Raw genomic sequence first — 16,055 nt, 5'->3', positions numbered from 1 at the left:
TCCGTGGACAGGTAGCGGTGGGGGAAGTGATAGGGGGCAGTCCATGAACGCGTGGACTTTCGAGGGGCAGCCGGGGGCATTGGGGGATACGGTCACCCTGGTCGAGGGCGGTTCGTTCTGTCTGTGCCAGCACGGCGGAGACATCGTCCCCGGCGGGGCGCAGGGTGTCTACGACTCGGACACCCGGCTCCTGTCGAAATGGGTGCTGCGAGTGGACGACCATCCGGTGGAGCCACTGCAGACGTTCTTGTCCGAGCCGTACCACGCCACGTTCGTGGCCAAGGCGCGACCGCGGCCGGGCTGGGCGGAGAGCACGATGCTGGTGGTCAGAGACCGTTATGTCGGCGGCGGCCTGCGCGAGGACCTGATGTTGCGCAACATGTCGCAGGAGCCCGCGGGGTGCTCGGTGACCATGCACGTGGGGTCGGACGTGGCCGATCTGTTCGAGGTCAAGGCCGAGCGGGTCCGTCCGGTGTCCGACGTGGAGATGAAACCCCTCGACTCGGGGATGGAGGTGTTCTCGGCCTACCGGGCGCGGGGGGCCCGGATCATCGTGGAGTCGCCGGGCACGCCCGTGGAATGCACACCGGGGCTGCTCACCTTCACCGTGGTGGTGCCCGCTCGCGGGGAGTGGCGCACCACGTTCGTGGTCAATCCGATCATCCAGGGCGTGGAGTCGTCGTCCGCCTGGTTTCCGGCGGCCCACTCCATCGAGCACGCCGAGCCGGCTCGCCGCCTCGCCACCTGGACGCGGACCAGCCCCACGATGCGGAGCACGAACCTCACGCTGGTCCAGGTCATGCGCCGCTCACGCGAGGATCTGGGCAGCCTGCGGCTGTTCGACGCCAACCATCCGGACGAGCCGCCGGCCATCGCCGCCGGCGCGCCCTGGTTCATGACGCTGTTCGGCCGCGACTCGCTGCTGACCTCCTGGATGACGCTGCCGCTGGACCAGTCGCTGGCCCTCGGCACGCTGCGCAGGCTCGCCCGGCTCCAGGGGACCAAGGTCGATCCGCTCTCCGAGGAGGAGCCCGGGAAGATCATGCACGAGCTGCGCTTCGGCACCCAGGACGACGAATCGCCCTACGGCGGCCAGGCATACTACGGCTCGGTCGACGCGACCCCGCTCTTCGTCATGCTCCTCGGCGAGCTGCGCCGGTGGGGCCTGCACACGGAATCCGTCGAAGACCTGCTGCCGAACGCCGACGCCGCGCTGCGCTGGATCGAGGAGTACGGCGAACACGACGGTTTCCTGTACTACCAGCGCAAGACCGACCGCGGCCTGATCAACCAGGGCTGGAAGGACTCCTTCGACGGCGTCAACTTCCGCGACGGCACCATCGCCCGCTCGCCCATCGCCCTGGCCGAGGTGCAGGGCTACGTCTACGCCGCCTACCTCGCCCGGGCCCACTTCGCCCACGGGCACGGCGACGAGGCGACCGAGCGCCGCTGCGTGGAACGGTCCAGGGCGATCAAGGCGGCGTTCAACGAGCGCTTCTGGCTGCCCGACGCCGGCTACTTCGCGATGGGCCTGGACGGCCAGGGCCGGCCCATCGACGGCCTCGGCTCGAACATGGGCCACTGCCTGTGGACCGGCATCGTGGACGAGGACAAGGCGGCCCAGGTGGCGGGCCACCTGCTGTCGCCCGAGATGTTCACCGGTTACGGGGTGCGCACCCTGGCCTCGTCCATGGGCGCGTACAACGCGATGAGCTACCACAACGGCTCCGTGTGGCCCCACGACAACGCCATCATCGCGGCCGGGTTGATGCGCTACGGCTTCGTCGAGGACGCGCAGCGCATCGCGGTCGGGCTGCTGGACGCGGCGCAGGCGTTCGGCGGGCGGCTGCCGGAGCTCTTCTGCGGGTTCGACAAGAGCGAGTTCTCGCAGCCGATCCCGTACCCGACCTCCTGCTCGCCGCAGGCGTGGGCCTCGGCCGCGCCCATCCACCTGCTGCGCACGCTGCTCCGGTTCGACCCGTGGGTGCCGTACGGGAAGGTCTGGCTCGCGCCGGCGCTGCCGACCGGATTCGGGGCGCTGGAGATCAAGGACATGCCCGTGGCGCGCGCCCGGGTCACCATCCGCGTCTCCGACGACGGCAGCGAGCCCATGGTCTCGGGCCTGCCGGAGGGCATCGAGCTGGTCACCGAGCCGCGCGCGCCGATCAGCGGCGCGTGTCGCACCGACCCCAGCCGCGTCTACGGGCTGGCGGCGCTGTGATCGGCGGGGAGGGGCCGCTGGACGGGCCCATCGTGACCGAGCCGGCGCGGCGGGGGGATCCCCTGCACATCGCGATGATCGCGCCGCCGTGGGAGGACGTGCCACCCATCGGGTACGGCGGCATCGAGCAGATGCTGGCCGGCCTCATCACCGGCCTGGACCGGCGCGGCCACAAGGTGACCCTCATCGGGGCCGGCCGCACCACGGTCCCCGCCACGTTCCTGTCCACCTTCGACCGGCCGCCTTCCGAGCGGATCGGCGAGCCGCTGCCGGAGCTGCTGCACGCCGCCCACGCGCAGCGCATGCTGACCGAGGTGGACGCCGACATCGTGCACGACCACTCGCTGGCCGGTCCTCTGACCGCGACGGGCCGGGCGATCCCGACGGTCGTCACCTGCCATGGCACCTCGGACAGCGAGCTGGGCGACTGCTACCGCGCGCTGGGCGACGGCATCTCGCTGGTGGCCATCTCCGAGGCGCAGCGGTCGGGTGCGCCCGACCTCAACTGGGTCGGCACCGTGCACAACGCGATCGACGTCGCGGCCTTCCCGTTCCAGAAGGTCAAGGAGGACTGGGTGCTCTGGCTCGGCAGGTTCGACGTCTGCAAGGGCGCCCACCTGGCCATCGACGCCGCACGCGCCGCGGGCCGCCGCATCGTGCTCGCCGGCAAGCTGGTCGAACGCGTCGAGCACGCCTGCTTCGACGAGCACGTCGTGCCCAGGCTCGGTCCTGACGCCACCTACGTCGGCGAGGTCGGCGGCGAGCGCAAGCACGCGCTGCTCGCGGCGGCCCGCTGCCTGGTCTTCCCCATCCAGTGGGAGGAGCCGTTCGGCATGGTGGTCATCGAGGCGATGGCGTGCGGCACACCCGTCGTCGCGATCGGCCGGGGGGCGGTGCCGGAGCTGGTGGTCGACGGCCGTACGGGTTTCGTCGTCGAGTCGGCCGACGAGCTGCCCGCCGCGATCGAGGCGGTCGAGAGCCTGGACCCGCTCGTGTGCCGGAACCACGTGGAGCGCTATTTCGACCTCGGCGCGATGGCCGCGGCGTACGAGGACGTGTACCGGCGGGTGCTCGCGGGGCGGCCCCCGAGGTGAACCCGGCCGGCGTTGTCCGGACGTCTGGGGGTAGCGGAACCGGGAACCCGGAGTGAGGACGGATGGCCATGGCAGACCTGCTGACCGGAGATTTCTACACCTTCGAGGAGTTGCTCCCCGACGAGGAGCGGAAGATCCTCTGGCGGGTACGGGAGTTCCTGCGCGAGAAGGTGGTGCCGATCGCCAACGACTACTGGGCCCGCGCCGAGTTCCCCACCGAGCTCGTCCGCGGCTACGCCGACCTGGGCATCGCCGGCCTGGCGTACGACGGCTCCGCCGGCCCCAAGCCCAGCAGCCTGCTCAGCGGATTCCTCGCGATGGAGATGGCGCACGCGGACCCGTCGATGGCCACCTTCTTCGGCGTGCACACCGGCCTGGCCATGGGCAGCATCGCCGCCTGCGGCTCGCCGGAGCAGAAGGAGCGCTGGTTGCCGCCGATGAGCCGGATGGAGAAGATCGGCGCGTTCGCGCTCACCGAGCCCACCGGCGGCTCCGACGTGGCCGGCGGCATGCGCACGACCGCGCGGCGCGAGGGCGGCACCTGGGTGCTCGACGGAGCCAAGCGGTGGATCGGCAACGCCACCTTCGCCGACGTGATCGTGGTGTGGGCCCGGGACGCCGAGGATCAGCACGTCAAGGGTTTCGTGGTGGAGAAGGGCACCCCCGGTTTCACCGCCAAGAAGATCGAGAACAAGATGGCGCTGCGCGCCGTCCAGAACGCCGACCTCACCTTCGACGGCTGCCGCGTGCCGGAGGCGAACCGGCTGCCGAACGCCACCTCCTTCCGCGACACCGCCGGGATCCTGCGCCGCACCCGCAGCGGGGTGGCCTGGCAGGCGGTCGGCGTGATGCTCGCCGCGTACGAGATCGCCCTGGACTACGCCAAGGAGCGCGAGCAGTTCGGCCGGCCGATCGCCAAGTTCCAGCTCGTGCAGGATCTGCTGGTCAGGATGCTCGGCAACGCCACGGCCTCGCTCGGCATGGTCGTGCGCCTGGCCCAGCTCCAGGACGACGGAACCTACCGGGACGAGCATTCGGCGCTGGCCAAGGCATACTGCACCACCCGGATGCGCGAGGTCGTGGGCTGGGCACGCGAGCTGCTGGCGGGCAACGGCATCGTGCTCGACTACGACATCGGGCGGTTCGTCGCCGACGCCGAAGCGCTCTACTCCTACGAGGGTACCCGGGAAATCAACACGCTCATCGTGGGCCGCGCGATCACGGGGCACAGCGCGTTCGTCTGAGCCCTTTTCGCCGCGGACCCAGGCGCCACATGGACCACTTGGCCCACTCGGACCTCGGAGCCGTCGTGGCGAGCGGGCTTCTTCAGGCGGTCGAGCCGGTGAATTCGGCGACAGACTGTCAGGAGTTTCGGACGTTCTCTGAGTGGTGGAAGATTCGGTGGAATCGTAGCTCCGGCAGGGCTTTCGTGGCTCAGGAACTGGTCACGGTCCGGCCCGAGTCTTCGCAAGAGGTTCGAGTTATCTCTCGGAACAGCGCATACTGCACTAATGAGGCCTAATCGAGCCGCGGGTCGGCAGCGCTTGCCCGGAAGCCCGTTCAACGTTCCCGAGGTTGCCCTCCCGCCTGTCCAGCAGTTCGTGCTGGAGGACAGGGTGAGCCATGACAAATACGGCCTCGGCTCGGTCATCGGTGTCGAAGAAGGCGTCGCCGTCCTCGTCGACTTCGGGGCCGAGACCCACCGCATCACCGCGCCGTATCCCAAGCTCTTCAAACTCTGAAGCGCTGACCATCGTAGCTCGTGATCGGCCGCCTGACGCGGCCGATCACAGCACCGACGCCAGGTCAGGCGGGAACGATGTTCTCCGCCTGCGGGCCCTTCTGTCCCTGGACGACGTCGAAGGACACCTTCTGGCCCTCCCGCAGCTCGCGGTAGCCTTCGGCGGCGATGTTGGAGTAGTGGGCGAAGACGTCGGCGCCACCGCCGTCCTGGGCGATGAAGCCGAAGCCCTTTTCCGAGTTGAACCACTTGACAGTGCCGGTCGCCATGTCGATCTCCATTCGAGCTGGCGCGGAGCGGGCACCCGAACGTCACGGGCTCCCAGGTCGCCGTAATGGCCCATCCGCGACGGCCGGTGAAACAGGCGTGCGCCCGCGGCCGCAGCCATCAGGCGCACAGAAGTCATGGGTCCATCACCGCAACGCCCACAAGCTAGCACGCGACGGCTTCCCCGGCCCGTCGCTGCGCCAGAGGCGTATGGGGCCCTGGCCGCCTCGCGCAGAGCGAGTAAGCTCAAGTGCACCGAGGACACTTCCGTACGCTGGCACCCGCGCCGGCGTCGCCCGCGGCGATAGACGACCTTCGGTCCTCTGAGCACCGAGACGGGCTTAAATCATGACCTCAAACGCACATTCCCCCACCGCCACCGTGATCCGATTGCATGGCGACATCGACATCTTCTCCAGCGAGACGCTCCGCCAGCGGCTGCTCACCGCCCTTTCGACCTGCGAGAGCACCCTGATCTGCGACCTGTCCGACATCTCGTTCATCGACACGTCCGGCCTGGGGGTGCTGATGGGCATCCGGCGCAGGGCCAAGGCCATGGGCATCGTCCTCGCTCTGACGGCGCCGACCGGATACACCAGCGAGCTCCTGCACGTGACCGGGCTGGACCGGAGCCTGCCCATCTACCAGCGCGGCCAGGTCGACGCGGCGCTCCGTTCGTAGGCCCCTTCGGGGATCTGGAGGACCTGCGCAAGGCACCCGAGGACGTGTGTTAGACTTGCCTTGTTGCAGTTGTGGTACCCATAAAAAGACTTTGTGCGCGTCTGACAGCGTTCTAGTCAGGCGCGTTTTGTTTGCCGGTCATCTCCGGATGGGCTCATCGCGGCGACACGAGGTCCGCACAGTGCGGATTTCGGGGGTTCCCTGCACTTATCTGAAGGAGAGAACATGGCTACCGGTACTGTTAAGTGGTTCAACTCTGAAAAGGGCTTCGGCTTCATCGCGCAGGACGGCGGCGGCGCCGACGTCTTCGCGCACTACTCCAACATCGTCGCCAACGGTGGCTACCGTGAGCTGACCGAAGGCCAGAAGGTGTCCTTCGACGTCGTTCAGGGCCAGAAGGGCCCGCAGGCGGAGAACATCGTCGCCGCCTGACTAGCCGTCTGACGGCAAGCGTCAGGGCTCGCACCCTCCCCGGGTGCGGGCCCTGACCGCGTTCCGGGGCCTTTACGCCTTCTGGGGCTTGGCGGCGATCCGGGCCCTTACGCATTCTGGGCCTGGCCGCGATCCGGGGCCTTTACGCATTCTGGACCCGGCCGCGATCCGGGCCTTTACGCATTACGGGCCCGGCCGCGATCCGGTGGCTGCTCGTGCTGCTCGTGGCCCGCATTGGCTCATGGCGCGTGATTGACGCCGGTCCGCGGAGTGCGGCGCTCTATGACGGCGGGACGGGAGGCGTATGGTGGATTCACCTGGGCCATTTCCCATGTCGGCAGCCGCGTCGGCGTTGCCTCAGGCGCAGCCGGTTCCTCGTGCACCGGAGACAGGCGGCACGCCAGATGCCGAACCAGCCCATCGATCTCCAACCGGCTCGGGTGTTCCTGGAGCCGACGCTCACCCGGGACGGGACGCTCGATGGCGCCTGGTGGCCGCACTCCAGCGATCTGCGGCGCGAGTTGCCCGCGCTCATCGGCCTTCTGGAGGGCCGGCTGGGGCCCATTCTGCGGGTCCGGCTCGATCTGACCACCTGGCAGGACGTTCCGGCCCACCTTCTCATCGACGGCCGGTTCCTGCGCGTCAGCGGCCTGACCACGACGTCCCACACGATCAGGGTGATCCGCGGCAACCAGGACGGCTACCTGCTCCTGGTCATCCCGCCGGAGACCACGGGGCCCACCGCCGCCGCCGCGATGCGGACGGCCGCGCGCACGGGCAACACGCTGTCCGCGCCCGAGATCCTCGCCTGCTGCCGCGTCGCCGCGCGCGCACCCGGGCCCGGCACGAAGACCCGCCGCTACCGGGGCGCCGACCGGCGGGCCGTGCTCGCGCTGGCCGACGCCGACCGCCTGCCCGGCCAGCCCGCCTGCACGCCCGGCATGCTCGACGACGCCGTGGCCGGGACGTCCCGGCACGACCCCGCCGCCTGGGACGGCCTCGAACGCCCGCGAACCGACGTGCTGGTCGATCCGGACGGCCAGATCGCCGGCGCGGTGTCCTACACGACGCACCTGGACGGCCGCACCGGGCAGATCCTCTGGCTGCACGGGCGGGAGGTGCCGGACGTCGTCGAGGCGCTCGTCTCCCACGCCCTGGGCAAGCTCGGCGGGAGGGACCCCGTCCACGCCTTCACCGCCGCGCGCGGTCTCGGCCTGGCCGCCCTGCCGACGAGCCGCCGGCCCGTCACCGAAAAGGTGCTCGAACACGCGGGCTTCTCCGGACGCACCTCCTGGCGATACCTGCACCGCGCGGCGTCGCGCGACCTCGACGCCGAGGCGAGCCCGCTGGTCGAGGTGACCCCCAGCACGGCGCCGCCGGGGTGGTGGCTCAAAGCCCGGGACGGCGACGACTCCGCCGAGGTCGTCGTCCAGCAGCCGGTGGACGACCTCGGCGTCCTGTGGTGGTTCGGCACTGACGCCGGGCACGCCGACGAGAGGCTGGAGCGGGCGCTGCTGCGGGCCGCCGACGCCCTCCTCGCCGAACACGGCGTCTCCGAGACGATTCTGTACGCCGCCGGCGACTCCGAGCCGGTCTGGGACCTCTTCGACGCCGCCGGTTTCACCGAGATCGACCTGCTCGCCTCCTACACCCGACGAGCGGAGTGACCGCCCCTGTTTCCCCGTACGCCCCACGCAGAAGGACGCATCATCAGCGAGTACCCCACTCCATCGAGGACACGGCCTGGGCACCGTCGCGTGACCGAGACGGCGATGTTCGGCGCTCGCGGCCGGCCCCCCGCCGATATCACCCAGTGGACCTGCCCGCACGACGAGCATGCGGGGCGGGGCTGCGTGACCTGCTATCACGCCGCGGCGGACGCGGACCCGGCGCTGCCGCTGTGGACGGTCTCCGTGTGGTTCACCTCACCCCGGCCCATCCCGATCAGGGCTTTGCACGACGTGCATCGCCACGGGCGCAACTTCTCTCTGGACCAGCCGTCCACTCCCCTGGTCTTCCTCCTGACCGGGCAGGCCAGGGCCGCCCTGGGGGTGGAAGCGGTGGCGGGACTGGTCGGGTTTCTGCTGCAGAACCGGCACATCGTGGACGAGTTCACCGTCACGGAGGTCCGCGCGGTGCACTTCTGATGGTCGCTGGTTGATGGTCGCTGGTTGATGTCGCTGGTTGAAGGGCACTGCGTTGTCGGCGCGCTAGCGGGTGCCGGTCAGTGCCAGGACGTCGGCCAGTTGACCGGGGGTCGGCAGGAGGCGCAGGAACTCGTCGATCTCGCGTTCCGCCCACTCGCGGTGCCGGGGCTCGGCTCCCTGGTCGAGTGCCACACGGGTTTGGACCAGCAGGAAGTTCAGCCGGGAAGCCAGCAACATCGAGAAGTCGGCGAGCTCGGTGATGCGTCCCGGGCCGCCCGCGCGCACGTACGCGTCGTACATGCGGCCCATGGCGTCGAGGTCGGCGATGGAGTGGTCGAAGAACCAGTCGAACAGCGCCCGGGCCAGCTCCCGGCCGGGGTCGGCCGGGCCGAGGTTGTCCCAGTCGACGACCACCAGCTCGCCGGACGGGCCGGCCAGGACGTTGTCCGGGTGCAGGTCGCGGTGACAGACGATCAGCCCCGCGGGGCCGGCCGGCGCGACCGCCGCGCCGAGCTCGGGCAGTGTGGCCAGCCGTTCGGCCAGCGGCGCGGCCCAGGCGGCGTCCGCGTCGGACACGGCGGCCCACTCGTGGGTGGCGGGGACGCGGTCGTACCAGCGGTCGGGTGGGCCGCCGTCCGGCTCGGCGGCCACGGCGGGGGCGCATCCGTGCAGGCGCGCGAGCAGCGCGCCGATGTCCTCCGGTGTGCCGGGCGCGGTCAGCTCGACCGGCCGCAGGTCGATCCAGTCGTACAGGCGCAGCCACGTCCCGTCGGACGTGGTCAGCAGGTAGTGCCCCTCGCGGTCGGGGTGGCACGCGGGCAGCCGCACTCCCGCGCGGGCGGCTCGCCGCGCGAACGCCAGCTCGGCCTCGATCAGCGTCGCCGACGGCGGTTCGGCGAAGATCTCCTTGAGCGCGTAACGCGCCCGCCCGACTTCCAGCCGCCAGATCTGCCCCAGCGCGCCTCGCGGACCGGCGGACACCACGACGTCCGTGTCCCATCCGAACGCCGCACGCACATGCGCGACCAGCTTCTCGACCATGAGACCAGTGTCACCCCATTCGCCGCTCCCGGACCGAGAGCGAGGGCGAGCAAATCGAGGCCGGCGATGGGCGGCGGGTAGCGGCCGATCGGCGGGGTGCAGCGGCGAGTAACGCGGGACGGCGGTGCCGGCCGTGCCGGGCGGGTCAGGCGGAGAAGCGGGCGATCAGCAGGGCCAGCCGCCGGCGGTGGTCCTCGCGGCGGAGCCTGCCGTTGCGCTGGAGGGTGATGAGCCCGTGCAGGCCGCTCCAGAAGGTCTCGGTGAGTGCTTCGAGGTCGTCGTCCCCGGCCGGCGTGCGCAGGCTCTCGCGCAGCTCGACGAAGGCGTCCCACAGCGCGGCCGGCGCCTCCGGAGTGGCGAACTCCAGGTCGACGGTGCGGGTGAACATCGCGTCGTACAGGGCGGGCCGCTCGTCGGCGAAGCCGGCGTAGGCCGTGCCCACGGCGAGTGCCGCTCGCGGCCCGGACGCGGCGGCGCGGGCGGCGCGCAGGCGGGCGGCGAGGTCGGCGAAGCCTTCCAAGGCGACGGCGGTCATGATCGCGTCCTTGCCCTTGAAGTGGCTGTAGAGGACGGGCTGGCTGTACTCGATCTCTTCGGCCAGGCGGCGGGTGGTGACCGCGTCCCAGCCTTCCGACTCGGCCAGATCGCGCGCCGTCGTGACGATCAACCGTTCCCGCTCCGCACGCTCGCGCTGTCGGCGCGTCTGGATGGACATGACCTCATTCTAGCGTCGCTAGCTGTCTTGTCGTGGCTATGCTAGTCTCACTCCTGCATCTAGCAGCGCTAGCAAATATGGAGTGCACATGCTTACCCAGGTCGCCTACGGGCTCGCGATCGTTCTTGATCTCTTCTGCCTCTTCATCGGCGCGCGCTTCCTGATGGTGCCCCGCGCGGCCGCCACGGGGTACGGCGTCCCGGCGGAGGAGACCGCCTACCTGACCGTCAAGGGCGTCCGTGACTCCACCTACGGGATCCTCGGGCTGGCCCTGATCGCCTTCGCGGGGGCCACGGCCGCGGCGTGGTTCATGCTCGTCGTCGCGCTCCTGCCGCTGGCGGACACGGTGATCGTGTTGCGCAACGGCGGCACCAAGGCGATCGCCTTCGGCATCCACTTCGCCACCGCCGTGGTCATCCTCATCAGCGCGGCGCTGCTGTTCGCGGTCGCCTGAAGCGGCTGCCCGGCTCCCGCCCCTCAGCCGCGTGGTTTCCTGCGGATGACGCGTTTCACCTTGCCGGACAGGAGGGCGCGCATGCCCGGTTGCGGCCGGCCGGCCGCGTGCAGCTCGCGGCGGAGCGTGCCGACCTCGCGGCGGAGCTCGACGGTGCTCTTGCGCCAGCGCGCCGCCTCGTCCCGCCACTTGGCGACCTGGGCGCGCAGCCGCTCGGCCTCCCTGGCCAGGCGGGCCGCCTCCGCCACGGCCTCGACCCTCGCCTGGTACGCGGCGCGGCGGCCGGGCAACGGGACGGGCTCGGAGGTGAAGCCGTACACCTCGCCGACGACCCACCGCACGGCCGAGACGTCGTCCACGGCGGCGTCGAGCGGCTCACCAGGCCGGGCGACGAGCCGGGCGCGGGCGAAGGCGGACACCCGTTCCAGCCGGGCCGCCACGATGTCCTGGGACGACTCGTCGAGCAGCACGTTGACCAGGCCGAGCCCTTCGGCGCGGGCCACGTTCATGAGCTTGCCGACGCTGTCCTCGCCGGGCACCCAGCCCGCCGGCACGCGCAACACGAACGGGGTGGACGGGTCCACCTGCTCCGTGGTCGCCAGGCGTACCCGGCTCTCATGCTGGTAGTGCCCCTGGACCAGCACCAGGTCGAGGTTCGGGTCCTTGAGCGGGGCGCGGCGGTCTCGGTCGAGGGTGTCCCAGGGGCCGACCAGGACGACAGACAAATCCGCCACCGTTCCCGCGAGCAGCGCGTCCACGGTGGCGCGGACGGCTTCGTACCCGGCCGTGCCGTCCAGGACGGCGGTGACGTTGGGGACCTGCCACTGCCGGGACGGATGCGTGCGCAACCACTGGTAGGCGGGGATGCGGTCGGCGACGAAGGCGTGGCTGACCCGGTCGATGCGCTTCTGGTGGCGCATCCGCATGGTGGGGCCGAGGTGATAGGCGCGGGCCCGGGGCTCCGGCACGAACACCGCGCCCGCCTGCGCCAGCCGGTAGCCCATCTCGGTGTCCTGGCCCAGGATCAGCTCCTCGTCCATGGGCCCGGCGGCCTCGACCAGGGCGGCGCTGACGGAGGTGGCGCCGCCGACGTGCAGGCTGAACGGGCGCGGCGAAGGGGCGGTGAGACCGTTCGTGCGCTCCACCAGGCCGACGAGCCAGGCGTGCGGCTCGGCCGGCTCGAAGACCTGCTCCAGGTCGTCGGGGAGGGTGGCCGGCAGCTCGGCGTCGGTGAACCTGATGTAGCCGGTCACGGAGAGGTACGGGGCGGCGTGGTGCCAGCGCATGTGCGCCTCGACCGCGCCGGAGGTGAGCACCACGTCGGAGTCGAGCCAGTGGATGACGTCGCCGGTGGCCTGGGCGAGCCCGGCGTTGCGGGCGGCGGCGCGGCCGGGCCGGTCGCAGTGGATCAGGCGGGCGGCCGTGCCCTCGGGCAGCCGCAGCGGCGGGGAGCTGCCGTTGTCGACGACGATGATCTCCGTCAGGGCGGCCGGGTACGTCTGCCGCGCCAGGCCCTGCAGCACCAGGTCCAGCTTGTCCTGGGCACCGTAGGCGGGGATGATCACGCTGACCCGGAGTTCGGGGGTGAAGTGCTCCGGCGGCTGGAGGATCCGGTAGTCGTTCCCGCGTACCCGCCGCACGGCGGTCCCACGGGCCTGGCCACGGGCGGAGCGCCATGTCGTGCCGCGTCCATCGTCGGACGTCCACGTCGCACCGGGCGAGATTCGTGTCATGCCGTCTCCATCAGCAGGCTCGGGCGGAAGCCGCGCCACTGGTTGGCGGCGCCTTTGAGGAAGTGCGCGAGGGGAAGCTGCCAGGTGTGCTGGTCGGCGAGGGCGCGGCGCAGCACGTAGCCGAGCCCGTGGGTGCGGTAGATGCGGGCGCCCGCCTCGTGGGCTGTTCTGAGGAACTCGCGGTCGACGGCGCTGGGCAGGGCGGGGAATCCGCCTATGTCACCAAATTTCGTCTTACGGAGGAGGATCGTGCCCCCTGCCACGTGATCCGACCACACCTCGCTCGGACAGGCCGCGCCGCTGCCGAACGTCGTGCGCCTGACCGTCGCGTCGAGCGGCTCCAGGTAGAAGAACTCGCCGGTCGCGCCCACGATGTCGGCCCCCGCGTACCGCTCCGCCATCACCAGGTCGGCGAGGTGGTCAGGGCCGTACCAGTCGTCGTCATCCCATTTGGCCAGATAGTCACCGTCGGCCCGCGCGGCGGCGTCGGTCAGCACCCGGCCGAACGGCGTCGCGGCCGGCGCCTCGATCCAGGAGACGGGCAGCGGGCAGTCCTCGACCGCCTGCCGTACCTGCTCGAAGGCCACCCCGTGCAGGCCGAGCAGCACCTCCGCCGCAACCCCGCGCTGGGCGGCGATCTGGGCGAGCGCGCCGCCGACGAGATGCGGGCGTTTGGTGCACATGACCACGCTGATCCGCGGCGGATCGCCCGGCGGCCGGTGGGCCAGGCGGCGCAGCCGTACGCTGTGTTCCTCGCGGCGCAGGTCGGCCAGGGAGCGTGGGGTGCCGTCGGCCTCGTAAGCCAGCCAGTCGCGGTCGGTGAGCAGCGCGGCCAGGCCGGCGGGGAGCCAGGCGGGGGCGCTCTCGGCGGTCAGCGGCACGCCCGCGGCGGCCAGCCGCATGATCCCGTCCAGCGGCACCTCACGCCCGGGCCAGGCGATCTCCAGCCCGCGCAACGGGCGCAGCACGTCGATCCCGGCCTCGCCGTCCGCGATCGGCCCATCGACCGCAGGCGCTCCGCCGGCGATCGCCCCATCGGCCCCGGGCGCTCCGCCGGCGGCCTCGGACGGGGCGGCTCCTTCGGCCACGCCGCGCGTGACGGACCAGCCCGCCTCGGTCCAGCTCAACCGGGCGAGCCCGTGCTCCGGCGTACGCGTGTAACCACGGGGAGTGACGGACATGCGTGCTGGCTCTCCTAGCTGGAAGGCTCCGTGGGGGGCGGCGCTTTACATTACGCCGCTTTCCTGGATAAAAGCTCCAAACCGCCACCTGAGCGCCGACGTTTCCGCAGGTCAGCGCTGCCAGTGTTCTCACATCTTCCGCCACCTGGCCCAGGCCGACGCCCGTCTGCCGGCTATCCGGGCGAAGAGGGCAAACTGGGCGGATGACGTCGAGTGAGCACCGGCCCGCGACGCCGTTCGAGGAGTTGCTGTGGGCGGCCCGCGCCGACGGGCAGGACGCCCTGTGCCTGAGCCTGCTGCGCGGCGCCGACCTGGCGCTGCCGGTGACCGCCGCGGCGGCGGCCGGCGACGAGCGGCCCGCCTGGGCCACGGTCGCCGACGCCGAGCGGACCTGGGTGATCGCCTTCACCTCCGTCGACGCGATGCGGCTGGCCACCGGCGGCGTCGCCACGCACTGCCGGGTGTTGTCCCTGGTCGAGCTGGCGGCCGGCTGGCCGGACCCGCGCTGGGGCCTGGCGGTCAATCCGGGGCTGGGGGCCTCGTTCCTGCTGCAGTCCGGCGCGGTGGCCAGGCTGGCGGTGCCCACGCTGGTCCAGGACCTGCAGCTCGACCCCGCGTCGGGGGTGCCGGCCGTGCAGAAGCTGCTCTCCCCCGCCGGCGTCCACGCGTTCATGACGGGGAACGACCCGAGGGTGTCCGGCTACTGCCACCACGCCCTGGACGTCTCGCACATCGCCACCCCGGCCGTGCTCGCCGAGGCGCTGGGCCAGCCGGACATGCTGACCGCCACCGGCTCCCTGAACATCCTGCGCTGGCGCCCCGCCGGCCTCGACCTCTACCGCACCCCCTACGGCGGCACCGACGAGGAAGGCCGGGCCGCCGTGGCCGGATGGGTGATCGAGGAGCCGCCGTTCATCGGCCTGGGTCTGGTGCCGAACGTCGATTACGTCATCCGCGAGTACAAGGTGCACGGCGTGGGCCTGCCCCACGGCGCCGAGATCTGGGAGCTGACCACCGAGGGGATCGAGCACCGGCGCGCGATCTACCACGGCGACCTGCGGCGGTGGTTGATGGTCGGAAGGCGGGCGGGATGACCTGGCACTTCTACCGGGCCCGCTGGCAGGGCACCGACTACCCGGCCAGCCCCGAGCCCCACTCCCTGGAGTTGTGGATACGGCTGCGCAGCCCCGAACCGGTGGCCGGCTTCGACGAGGTGGAGCCCGGCTGCCATGTGCGGGTGGTTCCCGCCTCGGAATGCTCGGCCCTGCACTTCGTGACGACGGAGTGCCGCTGGCGGGGAGAGCCGTTCCAGGTGCACGGCGAAAGGGACGGGCTGCTGCTCGTCGAGCACCTGGGCGCGTCCGCGATCAAGGCCCGTGAGCTGGGGTTGGAGCGCGTCGAGCGGGGCGTGTACCGCCTCTGGGTACCCCGGGCGGAGGTCACCGATCTAGGGGAGAGCGCCTTGCCGGTAAATGTCGGAATCTAACACATTAGACACACCCCCTTGTCTCCCGATGTTCATGTGACGGAAACTGACTAGAAACGCTGAAGTGTCGTAAGAGTTCGCACATACGAGGCGAGGGCTGGGGGGTCCTGTGGAGTCGCGCGATCAGCCGGATGTGGCGGCGATGCGCGCGTACGCCGACGAGCTGCGCGACCTGTTCCGGGGGATCGAGGACGCCGGCGTGGAGCTGCACGCCCAGGCCAGAGCGGTCCAGATCACCGAGAAGTCCCGTGACGGGCTGGTGTCGGTGACGGTCGGCTCGCGCGGCGAACTCATCCGGCTCGACCTGGACCCGCGCGTCTACCGGCGGCCGGACGCCCGGCACCTGGCCGACACGATCACCGCGACCGCGCAGCGGGCGGCGACCAGGGCACAGGAGCGTGTCGTGGAGATCTTCGAACCGGTGATCCCCCCTGCGGAACTCAAGGCACATCTGGAAGGTGACCTAGAAACTCTTCTGACGCAACTCGCCGATCGGATGGGGGGCAGGCAATGAAGCTCTGGGACGGTACGCAGATCGTCAAGCCCGTCGTGGACTACGGCCTCACGCAGTGGGGCACCATGGTCGAGGACGTCCAGCGGGACACGGCGGGTCTGGTCGCCGACGTCAAGGCGGCCCTCGCCGCGGCTCCGTGGGGCGGCGGCGCCGAGGGGAAGGCGTTCAGCGCGGCCTACTTCCGCGACGACGGCCCCACGCGGATGCTCACCCAGTGCGTCACGCTCCTCAAGGAGATAGCCGACGCGGGCGACCGTGTGCGCGCGGCCGTCGACAACACCCTGCAGACCGATGCCGACATCCAGCGCGACATCCAAGCCGGGCTGATTCGGGAGATCTGAGGCCCAG

At 70.9% G+C, this 16,055-nt stretch carries 18 protein-coding genes; 13 read left to right on the top strand and 5 right to left on the bottom strand.

The window, feature by feature from the left end; all coding sequences use genetic code 11:
• Window positions 1-43 precede the first annotated feature (43 nt).
• From ACWD0F_RS05145 to ACWD0F_RS05130, 4 genes are all read left to right on the top strand, one after another.
• Window positions 44-2,221, top strand: coding sequence for an amylo-alpha-1,6-glucosidase (locus ACWD0F_RS05145; RefSeq protein WP_449872628.1), 2,178 nt, complete (start codon window positions 44-46; stop codon window positions 2,219-2,221).
• The gene (locus ACWD0F_RS05140; RefSeq protein WP_449872627.1) at window positions 2,218-3,315 is read left to right on the top strand and encodes a glycosyltransferase family 4 protein; all 1,098 of its coding nucleotides are present in this window, start codon (window positions 2,218-2,220) and stop codon (window positions 3,313-3,315) included. The genes ACWD0F_RS05145 and ACWD0F_RS05140 overlap by 4 nt, the downstream gene beginning before the upstream one ends.
• Before the next feature lie 68 nt (window positions 3,316-3,383).
• Window positions 3,384-4,559 (top strand): acyl-CoA dehydrogenase family protein, encoded by a 1,176-nt coding sequence (locus ACWD0F_RS05135; RefSeq protein ID WP_449872626.1) that lies wholly within the window; start codon window positions 3,384-3,386, stop codon window positions 4,557-4,559.
• Window positions 4,560-4,931: 372 nt separating this feature from the next.
• Complete coding sequence (locus ACWD0F_RS05130; protein WP_449872625.1) at window positions 4,932-5,057, top strand: hypothetical protein; 126 nt, start codon at window positions 4,932-4,934, stop codon at window positions 5,055-5,057.
• A 64-nt stretch (window positions 5,058-5,121) separates the two neighbouring features.
• Here the strand turns inward: ACWD0F_RS05130 and ACWD0F_RS05125 are convergent, their stop codons facing one another.
• Window positions 5,122-5,325, bottom strand: a complete 204-nt coding sequence (locus ACWD0F_RS05125) for a cold-shock protein (protein WP_449872624.1) — start codon at window positions 5,323-5,325, stop codon at window positions 5,122-5,124.
• A gap of 346 nt (window positions 5,326-5,671) precedes the next feature.
• Here ACWD0F_RS05125 and ACWD0F_RS05120 point away from each other — a divergent pair, with 346 nt between their 5' ends.
• The 4 genes from ACWD0F_RS05120 (at window position 5,672) to ACWD0F_RS05105 (ending at window position 8,583) form a co-directional block, all read left to right on the top strand.
• Window positions 5,672-6,004: an STAS domain-containing protein gene (locus tag ACWD0F_RS05120; RefSeq protein ID WP_449872623.1), complete on the top strand. Its 333-nt coding sequence runs from the start codon at window positions 5,672-5,674 to the stop codon at window positions 6,002-6,004.
• A gap of 225 nt (window positions 6,005-6,229) precedes the next feature.
• Window positions 6,230-6,436, top strand: a complete 207-nt coding sequence (locus tag ACWD0F_RS05115; protein ID WP_139637865.1) for a cold-shock protein — start codon at window positions 6,230-6,232, stop codon at window positions 6,434-6,436.
• A gap of 404 nt (window positions 6,437-6,840) precedes the next feature.
• The gene (locus tag ACWD0F_RS05110) at window positions 6,841-8,103 is read left to right on the top strand and encodes a DUF5994 family protein (RefSeq protein WP_449872622.1); all 1,263 of its coding nucleotides are present in this window, start codon (window positions 6,841-6,843) and stop codon (window positions 8,101-8,103) included.
• 90 nt (window positions 8,104-8,193) lie between these two features.
• Window positions 8,194-8,583, top strand: coding sequence for a hypothetical protein (locus ACWD0F_RS05105; protein WP_449872621.1), 390 nt, complete (start codon window positions 8,194-8,196; stop codon window positions 8,581-8,583).
• Between the two features lie 63 nt (window positions 8,584-8,646).
• Here ACWD0F_RS05105 and ACWD0F_RS05100 read toward each other — a convergent pair whose 3' ends face one another.
• Both ACWD0F_RS05100 and ACWD0F_RS05095 read right to left on the bottom strand, forming a co-directional pair.
• Window positions 8,647-9,624, bottom strand: a complete 978-nt coding sequence (locus ACWD0F_RS05100; protein ID WP_449872620.1) for a phosphotransferase — start codon at window positions 9,622-9,624, stop codon at window positions 8,647-8,649.
• A 145-nt stretch (window positions 9,625-9,769) separates the two neighbouring features.
• Window positions 9,770-10,339: a TetR/AcrR family transcriptional regulator gene (locus ACWD0F_RS05095; RefSeq protein ID WP_449872619.1), complete on the bottom strand. Its 570-nt coding sequence runs from the start codon at window positions 10,337-10,339 to the stop codon at window positions 9,770-9,772.
• Window positions 10,340-10,427: 88 nt separating this feature from the next.
• Here ACWD0F_RS05095 and ACWD0F_RS05090 point away from each other — a divergent pair, with 88 nt between their 5' ends.
• Window positions 10,428-10,793, top strand: a complete 366-nt coding sequence (locus ACWD0F_RS05090; protein WP_449872618.1) for a DUF4267 domain-containing protein — start codon at window positions 10,428-10,430, stop codon at window positions 10,791-10,793.
• A gap of 23 nt (window positions 10,794-10,816) precedes the next feature.
• Here ACWD0F_RS05090 and ACWD0F_RS05085 read toward each other — a convergent pair whose 3' ends face one another.
• Both ACWD0F_RS05085 and ACWD0F_RS05080 read right to left on the bottom strand, forming a co-directional pair.
• Window positions 10,817-12,526, bottom strand: coding sequence for a glycosyltransferase (locus ACWD0F_RS05085; protein WP_449872617.1), 1,710 nt, complete (start codon window positions 12,524-12,526; stop codon window positions 10,817-10,819).
• Window positions 12,523-13,707, bottom strand: a complete 1,185-nt coding sequence (locus ACWD0F_RS05080) for a glycosyltransferase family 2 protein (RefSeq protein WP_449872616.1) — start codon at window positions 13,705-13,707, stop codon at window positions 12,523-12,525. The genes ACWD0F_RS05085 and ACWD0F_RS05080 overlap by 4 nt, the downstream gene beginning before the upstream one ends.
• 203 nt (window positions 13,708-13,910) lie before the next feature.
• Between ACWD0F_RS05080 and ACWD0F_RS05075 the strand changes: the two genes are divergently transcribed.
• The 4 genes from ACWD0F_RS05075 to ACWD0F_RS05060 all read left to right on the top strand — a co-directional run bounded on the left by ACWD0F_RS05075 (window position 13,911) and on the right by ACWD0F_RS05060 (window position 16,048).
• Window positions 13,911-14,801 (top strand): SseB family protein, encoded by an 891-nt coding sequence (locus ACWD0F_RS05075; protein ID WP_449872615.1) that lies wholly within the window; start codon window positions 13,911-13,913, stop codon window positions 14,799-14,801.
• Window positions 14,798-15,193: a hypothetical protein gene (locus ACWD0F_RS05070; protein WP_449872614.1), complete on the top strand. Its 396-nt coding sequence runs from the start codon at window positions 14,798-14,800 to the stop codon at window positions 15,191-15,193. The genes ACWD0F_RS05075 and ACWD0F_RS05070 overlap by 4 nt, the downstream gene beginning before the upstream one ends.
• Window positions 15,194-15,302: 109 nt before the next feature.
• Window positions 15,303-15,707: a YbaB/EbfC family nucleoid-associated protein gene (locus ACWD0F_RS05065; RefSeq protein WP_449872613.1), complete on the top strand. Its 405-nt coding sequence runs from the start codon at window positions 15,303-15,305 to the stop codon at window positions 15,705-15,707.
• On the top strand, window positions 15,704-16,048 hold the full coding sequence (locus ACWD0F_RS05060; RefSeq protein WP_449872612.1) for a hypothetical protein: 345 nt from the start codon (window positions 15,704-15,706) through the stop codon (window positions 16,046-16,048). Before ACWD0F_RS05065 ends, ACWD0F_RS05060 begins: the two co-directional genes overlap by 4 nt.
• The last annotated feature ends 7 nt before the right edge of the window (window positions 16,049-16,055 follow it).

This window comes from Nonomuraea sp. NPDC002799 (assembly GCF_053592075.1).
Note: the sequence above shows the minus strand (reverse complement) of the source record. Positions and strands in the feature narration are given on the sequence as shown.